Below are 15,158 nucleotides of genomic sequence, written 5' to 3' on the forward strand. Positions count from 1 at the left end.
TGGGGAGTACCCCGTCCGGGTGCGGTCAACCCCGGGGCGTCAGGGCGGTCAGCAGGCTCTCGTGCAGCAGGCCGTTCGTCGCGATCACCGAGGACTTGTCCGCGCAGGTCCGCCCGACGAGATCGGTGACCTTGCCGCCGGCCTCCTGGATGATCGGGATCAGCGCGGCCATGTCCCAGAGCGACAGCTCCGGCTCGGCCATCGCGTCCAGCGCGCCCTCGGCCATCAGCATGTAGCCGTAGAAGTCGCCGTAGGCCCGGCTGCGCCACACCCCGAGCAGGATGTCCATCATCTGCGGCAGCCGGCCGTTCTCCTGCCAGCCGTTCAGGCTCGCGTAACAGAAGCTGGCGTCGGCCAGGTTGCGGACCTTCGAGACCTCGATCCGGCTCGCGGCGTGCTGGTGCTTGCCCGCGAACGCCCCCAGGCCGCGACCGGCCCACCAGCGCCGCCCCAGCGCGGGGGCGGAGACCAGGCCGACCACCGGGGTGTCGCCCTCCAGCAGGGCGATGAGCGTGGCCCAGACCGGCACGCCACGCACGAAGTTCTTGGTGCCGTCGATCGGGTCGATCACCCAGTGCCGGGTCCCCGGGCCGGCCGCCGCCTGCGACCGGCCGAACTCCTCACCCAGCACACCGTCGCGCGGCCGGGCCCGGCCCAGCGTGGCGCGGATCGCCCGCTCCACGGCGGTGTCCGCGTCGGACACCGGGGTCAGGTCGGGCTTGGCCTCGACCTTCAGGTCGAGGGAGCGGAACCGGGCCATCGAGATGGCGTCGGCCGAGTCGGCGAGGGTGTGGGCGAGAGCAAGATCGTCGGCATATCCGGCCATATAGGGACCCTATCGAGACGCCGCTATCGCGGCTTCACGCGATGAGGTCGTTGTCCGGCTGTTGGTCACGCGAGTCCAGGTCGCCGGCCCGAGAGGCGAGAAGCCTTCGGTACGAGTCCAGGCGCCGACGGTCGGCGTGCCCCTCGGCGACCCACGCGTCCAGCTTGCAGTCGACGTCGGCCGCGGTGTGCCCGCAGTTCGGCTGGTCGTCCAGGGTGCCCTCGACCAGGTCGGGGAACCCGTGCAGCAGGCTCTCGGCGCTGACGTGGGCCAGCCCGAAACTCCGGATGCCCGGCGTGTCGATGATCCAGCCGGGATCCTTGCGCGCCCTGCCCTTCCCGGCCGGGCCGATCCGGGGCAGCCGCAGCGCGACCGCGCTGGTCGACGTGTGCCGGCCCTTGCCGATGGCGCTGACCACCCCGACCGCCCGCAACGCGTCCGGCACCAGGCGGTTGACCAGCGTCGACTTGCCCACGCCGGAGTGGCCGACCATGACCGAGATGCGCCCGGTCAGCCGCTCGCGCAGCTCGGCCAGGTCGCTGCCCGGGCGCACCAGCACGTGCGGCAGGTCCAGCTCGGCGTAGTAGTCGAGCACCTTTTCCGGCCCGGCCAGGTCGGCCTTGGTCAGGCAGAGCAGCGGCTCGATGTCGGCGTCGTAGGCCGCGACCAGGCACCGGTCGATGAACCCGGTGCGTGGCGGCGGGTCGGACAGGGCGCTGACGATGACCAGCTGATCCGCGTTGGCCACCACCACCCGTTCGAGCCGGCCCTCGGGGGTGGTGTCGTCGTCGTCCGCGGTGCGGCGCAGCACCGAGGTGCGCTCGCCGATCCGCACGATCCGGGCCAGCGAGCCGGCATCGCCGGACACGTCACCGACCAGCGCCACCCGGTCGCCGACCACCACCGACTTGCGACCGAGCTCGCGGGCCCGCATCGCGGTGATCACCTCGGGCTCGTCGCCGGTGTCCTCCTGGACACAGCCGTACCGCCCGCGGTCCACGGTGATCACCAGCGCGTCGACCGCATCGTCGTGCTTGGGCCGCGTCCGGGTGCGCGGGCGGGACGACCGCCCCGGCCGGACCCGGACGTCGTCCTCGTCGTACTCCCGCTTACGCCCTGGCAGATCCGGCTCCTAGCGTTCCGTGGCGAGTCCTGCCCAGAGTTCCGGGAACTCGGGCAGCGTCTTCGAGGTACAACCTACGTCGGTGAGCTCGACGCCCGGGACGGAGAGTCCGATCACCGCGGCGGCGTGGGCCATCCGATGGTCCGCATACGTCTCGAAGGAGGCGCCGTGCAGGGGGGCCGGCTCGATCCGCAGACCGTCGCGGAACTCGGTGATCCCGGCGCCGACCTTGGTCAGCTCGGCGGCCAGCGCGGCAATCCGGTCCGTCTCGTGGCCGCGGATGTGCTCGACCCCGCGCAGCTCGGACGGCCCGTCGGCCAGCACGGCCAGCGCGGACAGCACCGGGGTCATCTCGCTCACGTCGGACAGGTCGGCCGTGATGCCGCGCAGCGTGCCCGCGCCCCGCACGGTCAGGCCCGCGGCCGACCGGGTGACCTCGGCACCGAACGCGGTGAGCAGCTCGGTCAGCTGCTCGACCGGCTGCCAGCTCGCGGCCGGCCAGCCGCCGAGCGTGACCTCGCCGCCGGTGACCATCGCGGCGGCGAAGAACGGCAGCGCGCCCGACAGGTCCGGCTCGATCACCCAGGTGCGGCCGTGCAGCGGACCCGGCTCGACCACCCAGACGTCGGGCACGCTCTCGTCCACCGTCGCGCCCGCCGCGCGCAGCATGTGCGTGGTCATCCGCAGGTGGGGGGCGGACGGGACCGGCGGGCCCTCGTGCCGCAGGGTCAGACCCTTGGTGAACCGGGCGGCCGAGAGCAGCAGGCCGGAGACGAACTGGCTGGAGCCGGACGCGTCGACCACCGCCTCGCCGCCCTCGACCAGGCCGGCGCCGTGCACGGTGAGCGGCAGCCCGCCGGCCGGCGAGGCCTCCAGCCGGACCCCGAGCGCGCGCAGCACGTCGAGGATCGGGCCCATCGGGCGGTTGCGCGCGTGCGGGTCGCCGTCGAACTCGACCGGGCCGTCGGCCAGCGCGGCCGCCGGGGGCAGGAAGCGCATGATCGTGCCGGCCAGCCCCACGTCCACGGTCGCCGGGCCGCGCAGCGGGCCGGGCTCGACCACCCAGCGGTCGTCGGCCGAGGTGTCCACGGCGACGCCGAGCGCGCGCAGGCCGGCCGCCATCAGCGTGGTGTCTCGCGCCCGCAGCGGCGCCTCGATCACCGACGGGCCGTCGGCCAGCGCGGCCAGGATCAGCGCGCGGGCGGTCATCGACTTGGAGCCCGGCAGGCGCACGGTCGTGGTGACCGGGCCGGCGGCGGACGGGGCGAGCCAGGGGCGAAGTTCAGCAGCCATGGCCGCCATTCTGCCGCCGGGCCCCGACATTTCCCCGGAGCATTCCCGGCTCCCGGGACATCACCCCCGAATCATCACCCGTGCTCGTTCCACCACAGGCCTTTCCCCGGCGCCGCGTGCCCCCTGCCACCGTTTCCACCGGCGTACGCTGCACACCATGTGCGGGCGGTACGCGACGACACGGAGCAACGCGGATCTCAGCCAGTTCTTCGAGGCGACCGATGTGACCGAGGAGCTGTCGCCGAGCTGGAACGTCGCGCCCACCGACCCGGTCCCGCTGATCCGCGAGTCGACCACGCACGCGGCCCGGGTGCTGGACACCGCGCGCTGGGGTCTGGTCCCGCCGTGGGCCGCCGACCTGCGGCAGGGCGCCCGGATGATCAACGCGCGGGCCGAGACGGTGGCCGAGTCCAAGGCGTTCGCGCCGTCCTTCGCCCGTCGCCGGTGCCTGGTCCCGGCCGACGGCTGGTTCGAGTGGGTCCGCGACGGCAAGCAGAAGCAGGCGTTCTACATGACCCCGGCCGACGGGACCCCGCTGGCCTTCGCCGGGATCTGGTCCGCCTGGGGCAAGGAATCGGTGCTGACCTGCAGTGTCATCACCACCGCGGCGCTCGGTGGCCTGGCCGAGGTGCATGACCGGATGCCGCTGATCCTGCCGCCCGAGCGGTGGGCCGACTGGCTGGCCGGCGGGGGCGACCCGGAGCCGCTGCTGCGTCCGCTGCCGGCCGCCGCATTGGCGTCGATCGAGGTGCGTCCGGTCGGCCCGGCCGTGGGCAATGTTCGCAACAACGGTCCGGAGTTGCTGGCGCCCCCGGCGGAGGTAACGCTTTTCTGAACTCCGGAAGATCAATGAAGTTCTTTGTCGGAGTATGCGCGGATTCTCAATCGACAACTTTGTTTCAAGATAGATCACCCCCTTGTTCTGATCTTGTACGGTGCGGTACAAACCAGCGCCGGAGTGGTGCCGATCCGTAAGGTGCGGGATGGCCACCACAGCACTTCCGGTCCCACGGGGGAGGTGGGCTGATGACACGAGCACGCATGCCGCGTCCGCACGAGGTGGCTATCGCGCGACGCGACCCGCGGCTGCTCGACGCGATTGCGCAACGCCGTACCGATGAAGCGTGGCGTACCAGGGGATCCTGCCGGACAGTTGATCCGGAGACGTTCTTCCCCGCGCCCAACGAGCCCTCCGGCGGGGCGGTCGCGCTCTGCGGCACCTGTCCGGTGCAGGGCCCGTGCCTGGCCTGGGCGCTTCAGGTGGGCGATTGCCACGGGGTCTGGGGCGGCACCACGCCACGGGAGCGGCGGGCCATGCTCGTCGCCTGGCGCGAGCGGGTCCAGGCCAACGGCGAGTCCGTCGAGGAAGACGCCACCGAAGAGGAGGATCGCCGGCTCCTGACGCTGGAACCGGTGAGCCGCTGATAGAAACGGAGCCTGTGACCAGCTCCGAGAAAGAAGTCGAGACGCCGCGCGGGCCGGCTCGGGTTCGGATCACCGAACCGGCCGGCCCGCCGTGTAGCCAGCTGTTCCTGGGCCACGGCGCCGGTGGCGGCGTGGACGCCCCGGACCTGGTGGCCGTGCACGACGCCGCGGTCGCGGCCGGGGTACGCGTCGTGCTGGTGACCCAGCCGTACCGGGTGGCCGGGCGGCGGGCGCCCGCTCCGGCCGGGCAGCTCGACGAGGCGTGGACCGCGGTGGTGCGGGCCATGGCCGTACGGGAAACGCCGTTGATCTTCGGTGGTCGGTCGAGCGGAGCCCGGGTCGCCTCGCGGACCGCGCCCACGCTGGACGCCGCGGGTGTTCTGGCCCTGGCCTTCCCGCTGCACCCGCCGGGCAAGCCGGAGAAGAGCCGGGCCGCCGAGCTGCCGGCGACGATTCCGACCCTGGTCCTGAACGGTGACCGTGATCCGTTCGGGGTGCCCGAGCCGTCCGGCGCCGTCGAGGTGATCGTGCGACCGGGCGCCGTGCACGATTTGCGCAAGGACGTGTCCGGCACCGCGGAACTCGCGATGGTGTGGCTTAGGCGACACGGCTGGGCGCAGGAATTCTGATCGTGGTCTTGGCGTTACAGAACCCGGATGGACAGTCATCGGAAGGGGTGTCTGTAGTGCGTGCGGTAAAGCAGCACGAGCGCCGGGAGACGACCCGGGTCCGGGAACTCCTGGTCTCGCCGGAATGGCCGGCCGTGGAGCCGGCGGCCCCCGCCACGCCGGTGAGCGTCAGCACACCGGTTTTCGAGAGCGTGACTGGGGCACTACCCGTATCCTCGGCGGGGCGGTCGAGGGGGGAGTCCAGGGTGGCCCAGAAAGAGCGTGTCGACGAGCGTCGTGAGCGCTTCGAGCGCGATGCGCTGCCGTTCGTGGATCAGCTGTATGCCGCCGGTCTGCGGATGACCCGCAACCCGGCCGATGCCGAGGATCTTGTGCAGGAGACGTTCCTCAAGGCGTTCTCCGCGTTTCACCAGTTCGAAGAGGGTACGAACCTCAAGGCCTGGCTGTACCGGATCCTGACGAACACGTACATCAACTCGTACCGGCGTAAGCAGCGTCAGCCGCTGCAGGCGCCGACCGAGGAGATCACCGACTGGCAGCTCGCCTCCAGCGAGTCGCACACGTCGTCGGGCCTGCGCTCGGCCGAGACCGAGGCGCTCGACCGGCTGCCCGACAGCGACATCAAGGAAGCTCTGCAGTCCCTGCCGGAGGATTTCCGGCTGGCCGTCTACCTCGCTGATGTCGAGGGTTTCTCGTACAAGGAGATCGCCGACATCATGGGCACGCCCATCGGAACGGTCATGTCCCGCCTGCACCGTGGGCGGCGCAACCTGCGCAATCTGCTCGAGGGGTACGCCGCCGAGCGCGGCATCACCCGGACCGCGTCCGAGCCGCAGGAGGCGTGACCCGATGTCGAGCGCCGAGAGCGAACACGAGACCGATTGCAGCATCGTGCTCAGCGAGGTGTATCTCTACCTCGACCTGGAGTGCAGCGAGGACCGCCGGCACCTGATCCAGAAACACCTGGACGAGTGCACCGGGTGCCTGCGTGAGTTCGGCATCGAGACCGAGGTGAAAGCCCTGGTCGGCCGCTGCTGCGGTGACGAGCGGGCGCCCGCCGAGCTGCGCGAGCGGCTGCGGCAGAAGCTGGGCCAGCTCGACCCGTCGTGAAGCTCGATCTTTCGTGAAAAAGGCCGGCAGACATGTGTCTGCCGGCCTTTTCCGTGCTGATTCAGCTGTTGGGGCGCTTACCGTGGTTCGCGCCGCTCTTCTTACGGGCCTTCTTCTTGCGAGCCTTCTTGGCCATAAGGGGCCTCCTTCCTCACGCTTGCTCAGTCGCCGATGGTAGTCGGCCGGTCGGTGCTTCTCGTCAGCTGGGACTCGAACCCCGGCGATCCGTGATGTGATGACCTTCCCGGCAGCTGTGACCAGGAGGGCGATCAGGAATGTCCGAGGAGATCCGGGCCGAGATGGTGGCCAATGTGGGGAAGATCGTGGCCGGCCCCGGTGACACCGTCGCCGCCGGGGACACGCTGGTGATCCTGGAGTCCATGAAGATGGAGATCCCGGTGCTGGCCGGTTCCGAGGGCACGGTCGAGGAAATGGCCGTGCACGAGGGCGACGTGGTTCAGGAAGGCGACCTGATCGCGGTTCTCGCGCTTACTTCTTGAGCCAGCGCAACAGGTAGGACCGGCTGCGCGGGCGGGGGACGACCGGGACCCGGACCGTGGCCGCGGCCAGCTCCCGGGTCGGCCGGTCCAGCTCCGGCGTGATCACGGCCAGCTCGGCGACCGCCCGCGCGTGCGGGCCCCCGGCCACCTCGGTGAACCGCCCGGCGACGACGGCGGCCACGTCGGCCCGTGCGGCCGGATCCACCCAGGCGTACGTGATCAGCGCGAACAGCGCGGCCTGGGTGACCCGGTCGACGCCGCCGTCGAGCAGCCCGAGCAGCAGGCGCCGGCGGCTGGAGTCCAGCCACGGCTCCTCGGTCCCGTGGTGCAGCAGCCCCAGGCAGGCCCAGATCTCGGGCGCTCCCGGCTGCTCGGAGCCGGTCACCGCCGGGTGGCCGAGCATGGCCAGCAGCTCCCAGGGCTCGACGAGCACCAGACCGAGCGCGCGATCGTAGGCGGCCGGCGGGTGCGGCCAGCCGGCCGACGCCACCCGCAGCAGCCGGTCCACGGCGTCCTCGGACGGCTCGGCGTTGACCGTGGCCCGTCCGGCCGGCAGCCGGGACAGGCCGGCCGGCGCGACGCTCAGCCAGGCCGTGGCGCGGCAGCACTCGTCCAGGTCGGTGTGCTCGTGCGTGTCGTCCGGGTGGTCGCGGATGAAGTCGGCCAGCCCGATCAGGTGGGCCACGTCGCCGTCGCCGCGGAAACGCAGCCGGTGGGCAGTGTGCACCACGCAGTCGAACCGCGGGTCACGCTCCAGCGCGCGGTCGGTCCAGTTCAGCGCCTCCTCCAGCCGGCCCAGGTCGGCCAGGGTGGCGGCGACGTCGGCGTAGACCGAGAGGTCGTCCGGGTCGTACATGACGGCGCGGCGCAGCGCGGCCAGCGCCTCGGGGATGCGACCGGCGCTGCGGTACGCGTACCCCAGCCAGATCTCGCCCAGCTTGGACGGGCGGGAGCGGGAGCCCCGGATCGCCCAGTCGATCGCGAGACGGGCCTCGCCGAGCCGGCGGGCCAGCGCGGAACCGGCACCGAGCAGCATCGCGTGGTCGCCGTGGGCGTCGATCGCGTGCCGGACGACGGTCAGGTACGGCCGCAGGGGCGCCGCCGCGGCCTTCGGGGCCGGGTCGCCGATCGCCGTGCACAGCCGCATCAGCGTCCGGGCCAGCGCGTCCGGGTCGACCCGCCCGCCGAGCACCGGGTCGCTGACCCAGGGCACGCCGGCCCAGTCCACGCCCGGGGTGTGCCCGCTGGCCGCGGCGAGCAGCGGCAGCGCGTCCTCCGGGCGCCCGGCCGCGGCGAGCAGGTGGGCGTGCGCGGCCACCCGGCCGGCCGGGGCGTGCGGGTCGAGCGGGAACAGGTCGAGGGCGCTCTCCGCGTCCGCCGCCAATCGGCTGAGCAGCTCGTGGATCTCCGGCAGGGTGGGTGCGTGGGAGAGCGCCCCGGCCAGGTGGCGGGCGGCCTGAGCCATCTCACCGCGGTCGAGGGCGGCGCGAGCGAGGTCGAGGTCGGTGGGGACCTGGGGGTGGGCGTCCACGAGTGAAGACAGTACGGGCAGCGGAACGATCTGTCAGTCCTCGCGTTGTGCGCAGTAGTGCGCGAAAGATTGACGTACTAAGCTTTTTCTTGCAAGACTGCGCAGCATTCGAGCGAGAACTGCTCATCTGGGGAGGATGACGTGACAGAGCGAGGCCACGGGATGGCAGCGGACATTGCGGAACAGCCGGAGGGTTTCGCCCGCCTGCTGGACGGCCCGCACGCGGACGCGATCGCCGGGGTCGCGGCGGAGGTGGCGGCCCGCAAGCCGCGCAACGTCCTCTTCGTCGGCCGCGGCACCTCCGACCACGCCGCGCTCTACGGGGCGTACCTCACCGAGATCCGGCTGGGCCTGCCGGTGGCCAGCGCGTCGCCGAGCGCGATCACGCTCTACGGCGCCCGCCCCGACTTCACCGGCACGCTCGTCATCGGGGTCAGCCAGAGCGGCGGCTCACCCGACCTGACCGGTGTCCTCTCGGCCGCGCGGGAGACCGGCGCGCTCACCCTGGCGGTCACCAACAACCCGGAGTCGCCGCTGGCCCGGGCGGCCGAGCTGTCGGTGGACGTGGCGGCCGGGCACGAGCGGGCGGTCGCGGCCACCAAGACGTACACCGCCGAGCTGCTCGCCCTGCTGCTGCTGGTCGAGGGGATCCGCAACGGCGACGGGCGGCTGCCCGAGTCCGAGCGGGCCGCACTGGCCGAGCTGCCCCGGCTGGCCGGGTCGGTGCTGGCCGACCGGACCGCCGAGGAGATCGCGCAGCGCTACCGCTTCGCGCCGCACATGGTCACCACCGGGCGGGGGTACGGGTATCCGACCGCGCGCGAGGCCGCCCTGAAGCTGATGGAGACCTCGTACGTGCCGACGCTGGCGTTCTCCGGCGCCGACCTGCTGCACGGCCCGCTGGCCATGACCGACACCGACGTCCCGGTGCTGGCCGTGGTCGGTGACGGTCCCGGCGGCCAGGCGATGGCCGACGTGATCGGCCGGCTCCGCGAGCGCAAGTCGGACGTGCTGACCGTGGGTCCCGAGGGCCACCTGAAGGTCCCGGCCGTCGACGAGCGTTACAGCCCGCTGCTCGACATCCTGCCGCTGCAGAAACTGGCGCTGGCGCTCGCGCTGGCCAAGGGCGAGGACCCGGACGCGCCCCGCGGTCTCAAGAAGGTGACCAGCACGCTCTGACCGAAACATCGGCGTGGCAGGCTTGGAGCCGTGTCCACCCTGCGCGATCTCGTCGAGGAACACACCAGCCTCGGTTCCGCCGACATCGACCACCTGCACCGGCTCGCCGGTGACTGGCAGCTGCTCTCCGACCTCTCCTTCGCCGACCTGCTCCTCTGGGTCCCGATCAAGGGGGAGAAGCCACGCGAGTTCCTGTGCGTGGCCCAGGTGCGGCCGACCACGGCGCCGACGGCGTATCAGGACGACCAGGTGGGCAAGATCTTCGGCGGCCCCGAGGTGGCCCACCTGGAGGTCGCCTTCACCCAGGAGCGGATCTGGCGGGAGGGCGACCCGGTCTGGTACGGGGACACGCCCGCCCGTCACGAGGCGATCCCGGTGCGCCGTCGTGACGAGAACGATCACGAGGAGGGCTACAGCGAGGTGATCGCGGTGATCGGCCGGGACACCAACCTGAGCACCGCGCGTACACCGAGCCAGCTCGAACTCAACTATCTGACCACCGCGGACGACCTGGCCCAGATGGTCGCCGACGGTACGTTCCCGCCGGCCCGCCAGCCCGGGGAGATGACCACCTCGGCGCCCCGGGTCGGCGACGGGCTGATCCGGCTGGACGCGTCCGGCAAGGTCACCTATGCCAGCCCGAACGCGCAGTCGGCCTACCGCCGGCTCGGCTTCAACGCGCACCTGGTCGGCGAGGAGCTGGCCCACCTGTCCAGCCGGCTGGCGGCCGACCCGCTGGAGGGCAACGACGTCGCCGAGCGGATCCGGTCGGCGCTGCGCGGCGAGTTCCCGCCCCGGATGGAGTTCGACGCCCGCGGCGCGACGGTGCTCACCCGCTCGCTGCCGCTGCTCCCGGCCGGTGTGCCGATCGGCGGGCTGGTGCTGGTCCGGGACGTGACCGAGGTCCGCCGGCGCGACCGTGCCCTGATGACCAAGGACGCCACCATCCGGGAGATCCACCACCGGGTGAAGAACAACCTGCAGACCGTGGCCGCGCTGCTGCGCCTGCAGGCCCGCCGGGTGGACGCCCCGGAGGCCCGGATGGCGCTGGAGGAGTCGGTGCGCCGGGTCGCCTCGATCGCGCTGGTCCACGAGACGCTCTCGATGTCCAGCGACGAGGCGGTCGAGTTCGACGGCATCGTGGACCGGGTCGCCACCGCCGCCACCGAGGTGGCCTCGACCAGCTTCCCGGTGCGGATGCGACGCGAGGGCACGTTCGGGATACTGCCCGCGGAGATCGCCACCTCGCTCGTCATGGTGCTGAACGAGCTGCTGATCAACGCGGTCGAGCACGGCTTCGGCACGCCGGAGGACGACGAGGCCGAGGCCCCCGTGCCGCCGGAGGACGGGGCCGAGGTCGTCGTCTCCGCCCACAAGTTCCGCAAGCAGCTGCACGTCACGGTCGCCGACAACGGGCGGGGGCTGCCGGAGGGCTTCCGGGCCGACGCCGGCGGGCGGCTCGGCCTGCAGATCGTGCGGGCGCTGGCCACCGGGGAGCTGCGGGGCAGCATCGAGCTGCGTAACCGAGCCGGCGGCGGGACCGAGGCCGTGCTGGTGGTTCCCCTCGGCAAGCGGTGACCGGCGGCGGGGGCGGGCTGCCTCCGTACGGGAGGGATCTTGATCGATGAATGGGTGCCCCCGACCTGGGGTGTCACGTTTTTGTAACGGCAGTAGGAGAACTCCGCCAAGTGCCGCGTGACACATTCTCGAAATCTGGACCTCACTGGCCCACATTCGGTTTGCGTGAGAGGCTTACCGGCATGACCGCTGCAATTGACCGCCGCTTCGTGGCCCGCCGCCACGTCGACTACGGCCGTGTCTTCAGCGCGATGTGTCCGGCTTCCTGACGCCGCCCCCCTTTATTTCGGGCGCGGACGACAAGCCGGCCCCCTCCCGACGCTGAAGTCGCGGAGCCTCCACAAGGCCGCGATTGTCCTCCGGTGCCCACGAAACCCGGAGGACCGCCGCCATGGCGCCCAGCAACACTCCCGCAACACCGGCCGCTCGCCCCCGCAAGGCGCGCGGCGAGGGTCAGTGGGCGCTCGGACACCGCGAGCCGCTCAACCCCAACGAGCGCAGCAAGAAGGACGACAACCCGCTCAACGTCCGGGCGCGGATCGAGAACATCTACGCCCACCGGGGCTTCGCCTCGATCGACCCGGCCGACCTGCGCGGTCGTTTCCGCTGGTGGGGGCTCTACACCCAGCGCAAGGCGGGCATCGACGGCGGCCGCACCGCGGTGCTGGAGCCGGAAGAGCTCGAAGACGAGTACTTCATGCTGCGCGTCCGCATCGACGGCGGCCAGCTGAGCCTGGCCCAGCTGCGCGTCATCGGGCAGATCGCCAGCGAGTTCGCCCGCGACAGCGCCGACATCACCGACCGGCAGAACATCCAGATGCACTGGATCCGGGTCGAGGACATGCCGGAGATCTGGCGCCGGCTCGAAGCGGTCGGCCTGCAGACCACCGAGGCCTGCGGCGACTGCCCGCGCATCGTGCTCGGCAGCCCGGTCGCCGGGGTCTCGGTCGACGAGGTGATCGACGCGACGCCCGCCATCGACGAGATCATCAAGAGGTACGTCGGTGACCCGGCCTACTCGAACCTGCCGCGCAAGTTCAAGTCGGTCATCTCCTGGCTGCCCGACGGGCCGTACCAGGCCAACGACATCGCGTTCGTCGGCGTCGAACACCCCGACCACGGCCCCGGCTTCGACCTGTGGGTCGGCGGCGGCCTCTCCACCAACCCGCGCCTGGCCGAGCGCCTCGGCGTGTGGGTGCCGCTGGCCGAGATCCCGGACGTCTGGGAAGGCGTCGTCGGGATCTTCCGCGACTACGGCTACCGCCGGCTGCGTCACCGCGCCCGCCTGAAGTTCCTGCTGGCCGACTGGGGCGTGGAGAAGTTCCGCGAGATCCTGGAGAAGGAATACCTCGGCCGCACGCTGGTCGACGGGCCCTCCCCGGACCTGCCCGAGAAGCCGATCGACCACATCGGCGTGCACAAGCAGCGCGACGGCCGCAACTACGTCGGCGCCGCCCCGGTCGTCGGCCGCTCCTCCGGCAAGCAGCTGCTCGCCCTGGCCGACCTGGTCGAACAGCACGGGTCGGAGCGGGTGCGGCTCACGGCGTACCAGAAATTGCTCGTCCTTGATGTTGCCGACGACCGGGTGGAATCGCTCATCACGGGACTCCGCGGAATCGGCCTGGAAGCGCGCCCGTCGGCCTGGCGGCGCGGCACCATGGCCTGCACCGGCATCGAGTACTGCAAGCTCGCGATCGTCGAGACCAAGGCCCGCGGCGAAGAACTGGTCGCCCGCCTCGAAGAGCGGCTCGCCGACTTCGACGCCGACATCTCGGTACACATCAACGGCTGCCCCAACGCGTGCGCCCGCACCCAGGTCGCCGACATCGGACTCAAAGGCCAGCTCGTCCTGAACGCGCATGGCGAACAGGTCGAAGGCTTCCAGATCCACCTCGGTGGCGCGCTCGGCATGGCCAAGGGCGAGACCGCCGGCTTCGGCCGCAAACTGCGCGGCCTCAAGGCGACGGCCGAAGAACTTCCCGAGTACGTCGAACGAGTGGCCCGTAACTACCTGGACGGACGTTCCGACGGTGAGACGTTCGCCAACTGGGTGATGCGGGCGGAAGAGGCGCTTCTCAAATGAGCGACGCCCGATCCGCCCCGCTCTACTGCCCCTACTGCGGTGAAGAGGACCTCCGCCCCAACGAGTCCTCGCACGGCGCCTGGGAGTGCCACTCCTGCGCCCGAGTCTTCTCGGTCAAGTTCATCGGCTTGTTGTCCAAGGGAGCTACCCAATGAGCGTCCTCAACGCCACCGGCCTGGGCCTGATCAACCTGGGCGCCCCGAGCGCCCCCGCTGACCCCGCCCGCCGCGGCCCCGACGAACTGCGCGAGCTGGCCCTGGCCGCCGCCCGCGACCTCGAGGGCCAGCCCGCCGAAGTGATCGCCAAATGGGCGACCGACACGTTCGGCGCGCGGTTCTGCGTCACCAGCTCGATGGCCGACGCCGTCGTCGCGCACCTCTTCTCCCGCGTCGCCCCCGGCGTCGACGTCGTCTTCCTCGACACCGGCCTGCACTTCCCGGAAACCCTCAAGGTCCGGGACATCGTCGCCCGGACGATGGACGTCAACGTCCGCTCGATCCGCCCGCGGATGACCGTCGGCCAGCAGGACGGGGAATACGGACCCCGGCTGTTCGCCCGCAGCCCCGACGAATGCTGCTTCATGCGCAAGGTCGAACCCCTCGAACGCGCCCTCGCCGAATACGACTCCTGGGCCACCGGCCTGCGCCGCGACGAATCGCCGACCCGGGCCAACACGCCGGTCGTCGCCTTCGACGCCAAAAAGGGCAAAGTCAAGGTCAACCCGATCGCCGCCTGGACCCAGGCCGACGTCGACCGCTACATCAGCCGGTGGAACGTGCCGGTCAACGAGCTGTTCAAGAAGGGGTACGGATCCATCGGGTGCTGGCCGTGCACCCGGCGGACCAAGGCCGGAGAAGACCCGCGGGCCGGCCGCTGGGCGATGTTCGAGAAGACCGAATGCGGTCTGCACGTGTGAGATCGGCGCCGCCGGCCGTCATCCTCGTGGCGCACGGCAGCCAAGACCCCCGGGCGGCCGAATCGACCGAGGCGCTGGCTCGGGCCGTACGGCGAAATCGGCCGGAATGGCTGGTGCGGGCGGCGTACCTGGACCACGCCGGGCCTCGGCCCCTTGACGTGCTGGGGGAGCTGGGGGCTCGGCGGGCGGTGCTGGTGCCGTTGCTGCTGACCGAGGCGTACCACGGACGGGTGGATCTGCCGGCGGTTGTTGCCGGGGCTGCGGAGTTGGCGGTCTCGGTGGCGTTGGCGGATGTGCTGGGGCCGAAGCGGGGCGAGCCGGGACATGGCGGTGGGGCTTCCGGCCTGCCGGGCTCGGCGCCGGCCATGCCGGGTCTGGCTTCCGCTGGGGCGGGCTTGACGTCTGCCATGCCGGGCCTGACGGCTGCAGGGTTGGGCTTGGCTTCTGGCGGGTCGGGCTTGGCTTCTGCTGGGTCGGGACGTGGCGGGCTGGAGCGTGGTGGGCCGGGGCGGGTGCCGCGGCTGTTGCTGGACGCGCTCATCCGGCGCCTTCCGGTGGACGGCTTCGACGGCGTCGTGCTGGCGGCGGCCGGAACCCGGGACCCGGTTGCCCGGGAGACCGTGGAACATGCGGCGGCGGCCCTGGGAGCCCGTCTCGGGATGCCGGCGGCGGTGTCCTACTCGTCCGGGGTGGGACCACGGGCCGGGGAAGCCGTAGAAGCGCTCCGGGATCGCGGGGTGCGGCGGGTCGCGGTGGCCGGATACTTCCTGGCGCCCGGACTGCTCTACGACCTGGCGGTGACATCGGCGCGAGACGCCGGGGCGGTGGCTGTCGCTGAACCGCTCGGGGACGCGCCGGAGATCGTCAGGTTGATCAGCGCCCGAGTCGCCGCGACCGGCATCCGGGTGCTCGCTGCGGCCTAGAGCCACGGTCGGCTTTGGGTTGCCGGCCGCAGTCCGAGCTGT

The 15,158-nt window shown here is 71.6% G+C and carries 16 protein-coding genes; 11 read left to right on the forward strand and 5 right to left on the reverse strand.

Annotation, left to right across the window (positions count from 1 at the left end):
• Positions 1-25: 25 nt before the first annotated feature.
• From hisN to aroA, 3 genes are read right to left on the reverse strand one after another with little or no spacing between them, the layout of a single operon-like run.
• Positions 26-826: a histidinol-phosphatase gene (gene hisN / locus ACSHV8_RS45550; protein ID WP_436526645.1), complete on the reverse strand. Its 801-nt coding sequence runs from the start codon at positions 824-826 to the stop codon at positions 26-28.
• Positions 827-860: 34 nt separating this feature from the next.
• Positions 861-1,949, reverse strand: a complete 1,089-nt coding sequence (gene rsgA, locus ACSHV8_RS45555) for a ribosome small subunit-dependent GTPase A (RefSeq protein ID WP_436537253.1) — start codon at positions 1,947-1,949, stop codon at positions 861-863.
• 9 nt (positions 1,950-1,958) lie between these two features.
• Complete coding sequence (aroA, locus tag ACSHV8_RS45560; protein ID WP_436526647.1) at positions 1,959-3,251, reverse strand: 3-phosphoshikimate 1-carboxyvinyltransferase; 1,293 nt, start codon at positions 3,249-3,251, stop codon at positions 1,959-1,961.
• A gap of 148 nt (positions 3,252-3,399) precedes the next feature.
• On the opposite strand from aroA, the gene ACSHV8_RS45565 reads away from it, so the two are divergent.
• The 5 genes from ACSHV8_RS45565 to rsrA all read left to right on the forward strand — a co-directional run bounded on the left by ACSHV8_RS45565 (position 3,400) and on the right by rsrA (position 6,406).
• Positions 3,400-4,077 (forward strand): SOS response-associated peptidase, encoded by a 678-nt coding sequence (locus ACSHV8_RS45565; protein ID WP_436526649.1) that lies wholly within the window; start codon positions 3,400-3,402, stop codon positions 4,075-4,077.
• 191 nt (positions 4,078-4,268) lie between these two features.
• Positions 4,269-4,667, forward strand: a complete 399-nt coding sequence (locus ACSHV8_RS45570) for a WhiB family transcriptional regulator (RefSeq protein WP_436526651.1) — start codon at positions 4,269-4,271, stop codon at positions 4,665-4,667.
• A 14-nt stretch (positions 4,668-4,681) separates the two neighbouring features.
• Complete coding sequence (locus tag ACSHV8_RS45575; protein WP_436526653.1) at positions 4,682-5,296, forward strand: alpha/beta hydrolase family protein; 615 nt, start codon at positions 4,682-4,684, stop codon at positions 5,294-5,296.
• 47 nt (positions 5,297-5,343) lie between these two features.
• Positions 5,344-6,141 (forward strand): sigma-70 family RNA polymerase sigma factor, encoded by a 798-nt coding sequence (locus ACSHV8_RS45580; RefSeq protein ID WP_436526655.1) that lies wholly within the window; start codon positions 5,344-5,346, stop codon positions 6,139-6,141.
• Between the two features lie 4 nt (positions 6,142-6,145).
• Positions 6,146-6,406 carry a mycothiol system anti-sigma-R factor gene (rsrA, locus tag ACSHV8_RS45585; protein WP_436526657.1) on the forward strand — a complete coding sequence of 87 codons (261 nt, stop codon included), beginning with the start codon at positions 6,146-6,148 and terminating at the stop codon, positions 6,404-6,406.
• Between the two features lie 61 nt (positions 6,407-6,467).
• On the opposite strand, the gene ACSHV8_RS45590 is transcribed toward rsrA, so the two are convergent.
• A complete protein-coding gene (locus ACSHV8_RS45590) occupies positions 6,468-6,542 on the reverse strand; it encodes a 50S ribosomal protein bL37 (protein ID WP_369700219.1) in 75 nt (24 codons plus the stop codon).
• Between the two features lie 139 nt (positions 6,543-6,681).
• On the opposite strand from ACSHV8_RS45590, the gene ACSHV8_RS45595 reads away from it, so the two are divergent.
• Complete coding sequence (locus ACSHV8_RS45595) at positions 6,682-6,906, forward strand: biotin/lipoyl-binding carrier protein (RefSeq protein WP_436526659.1); 225 nt, start codon at positions 6,682-6,684, stop codon at positions 6,904-6,906.
• On the opposite strand, the gene ACSHV8_RS45600 is transcribed toward ACSHV8_RS45595, so the two are convergent.
• Positions 6,896-8,437 (reverse strand): tetratricopeptide repeat protein, encoded by a 1,542-nt coding sequence (locus ACSHV8_RS45600; protein ID WP_436526660.1) that lies wholly within the window; start codon positions 8,435-8,437, stop codon positions 6,896-6,898. The two genes, ACSHV8_RS45595 and ACSHV8_RS45600, sit on opposite strands and share 11 nt — an antisense overlap.
• A 162-nt stretch (positions 8,438-8,599) precedes the next feature.
• Between ACSHV8_RS45600 and ACSHV8_RS45605 the strand changes: the two genes are divergently transcribed.
• From ACSHV8_RS45605 to ACSHV8_RS45625, 5 genes are all read left to right on the forward strand, one after another.
• Positions 8,600-9,616 (forward strand): SIS domain-containing protein, encoded by a 1,017-nt coding sequence (locus tag ACSHV8_RS45605; RefSeq protein WP_436526662.1) that lies wholly within the window; start codon positions 8,600-8,602, stop codon positions 9,614-9,616.
• A gap of 30 nt (positions 9,617-9,646) precedes the next feature.
• Complete coding sequence (locus ACSHV8_RS45610; protein WP_436526664.1) at positions 9,647-11,194, forward strand: sensor histidine kinase; 1,548 nt, start codon at positions 9,647-9,649, stop codon at positions 11,192-11,194.
• Between the two features lie 391 nt (positions 11,195-11,585).
• Positions 11,586-13,277, forward strand: a complete 1,692-nt coding sequence (locus ACSHV8_RS45615; protein ID WP_436526666.1) for a nitrite/sulfite reductase — start codon at positions 11,586-11,588, stop codon at positions 13,275-13,277.
• Between the two features lie 151 nt (positions 13,278-13,428).
• Positions 13,429-14,193 (forward strand): phosphoadenylyl-sulfate reductase, encoded by a 765-nt coding sequence (locus ACSHV8_RS45620; RefSeq protein WP_436526668.1) that lies wholly within the window; start codon positions 13,429-13,431, stop codon positions 14,191-14,193.
• Positions 14,175-15,116: a sirohydrochlorin chelatase gene (locus tag ACSHV8_RS45625; protein ID WP_436526670.1), complete on the forward strand. Its 942-nt coding sequence runs from the start codon at positions 14,175-14,177 to the stop codon at positions 15,114-15,116. The genes ACSHV8_RS45620 and ACSHV8_RS45625 overlap by 19 nt, the downstream gene beginning before the upstream one ends.
• Positions 15,117-15,158 lie beyond the last annotated feature (42 nt).

The organism is Actinoplanes sp. HUAS TT8, assembly GCF_051380535.1.
Taxonomy (GTDB): domain Bacteria; phylum Actinomycetota; class Actinomycetes; order Mycobacteriales; family Micromonosporaceae; genus Actinoplanes.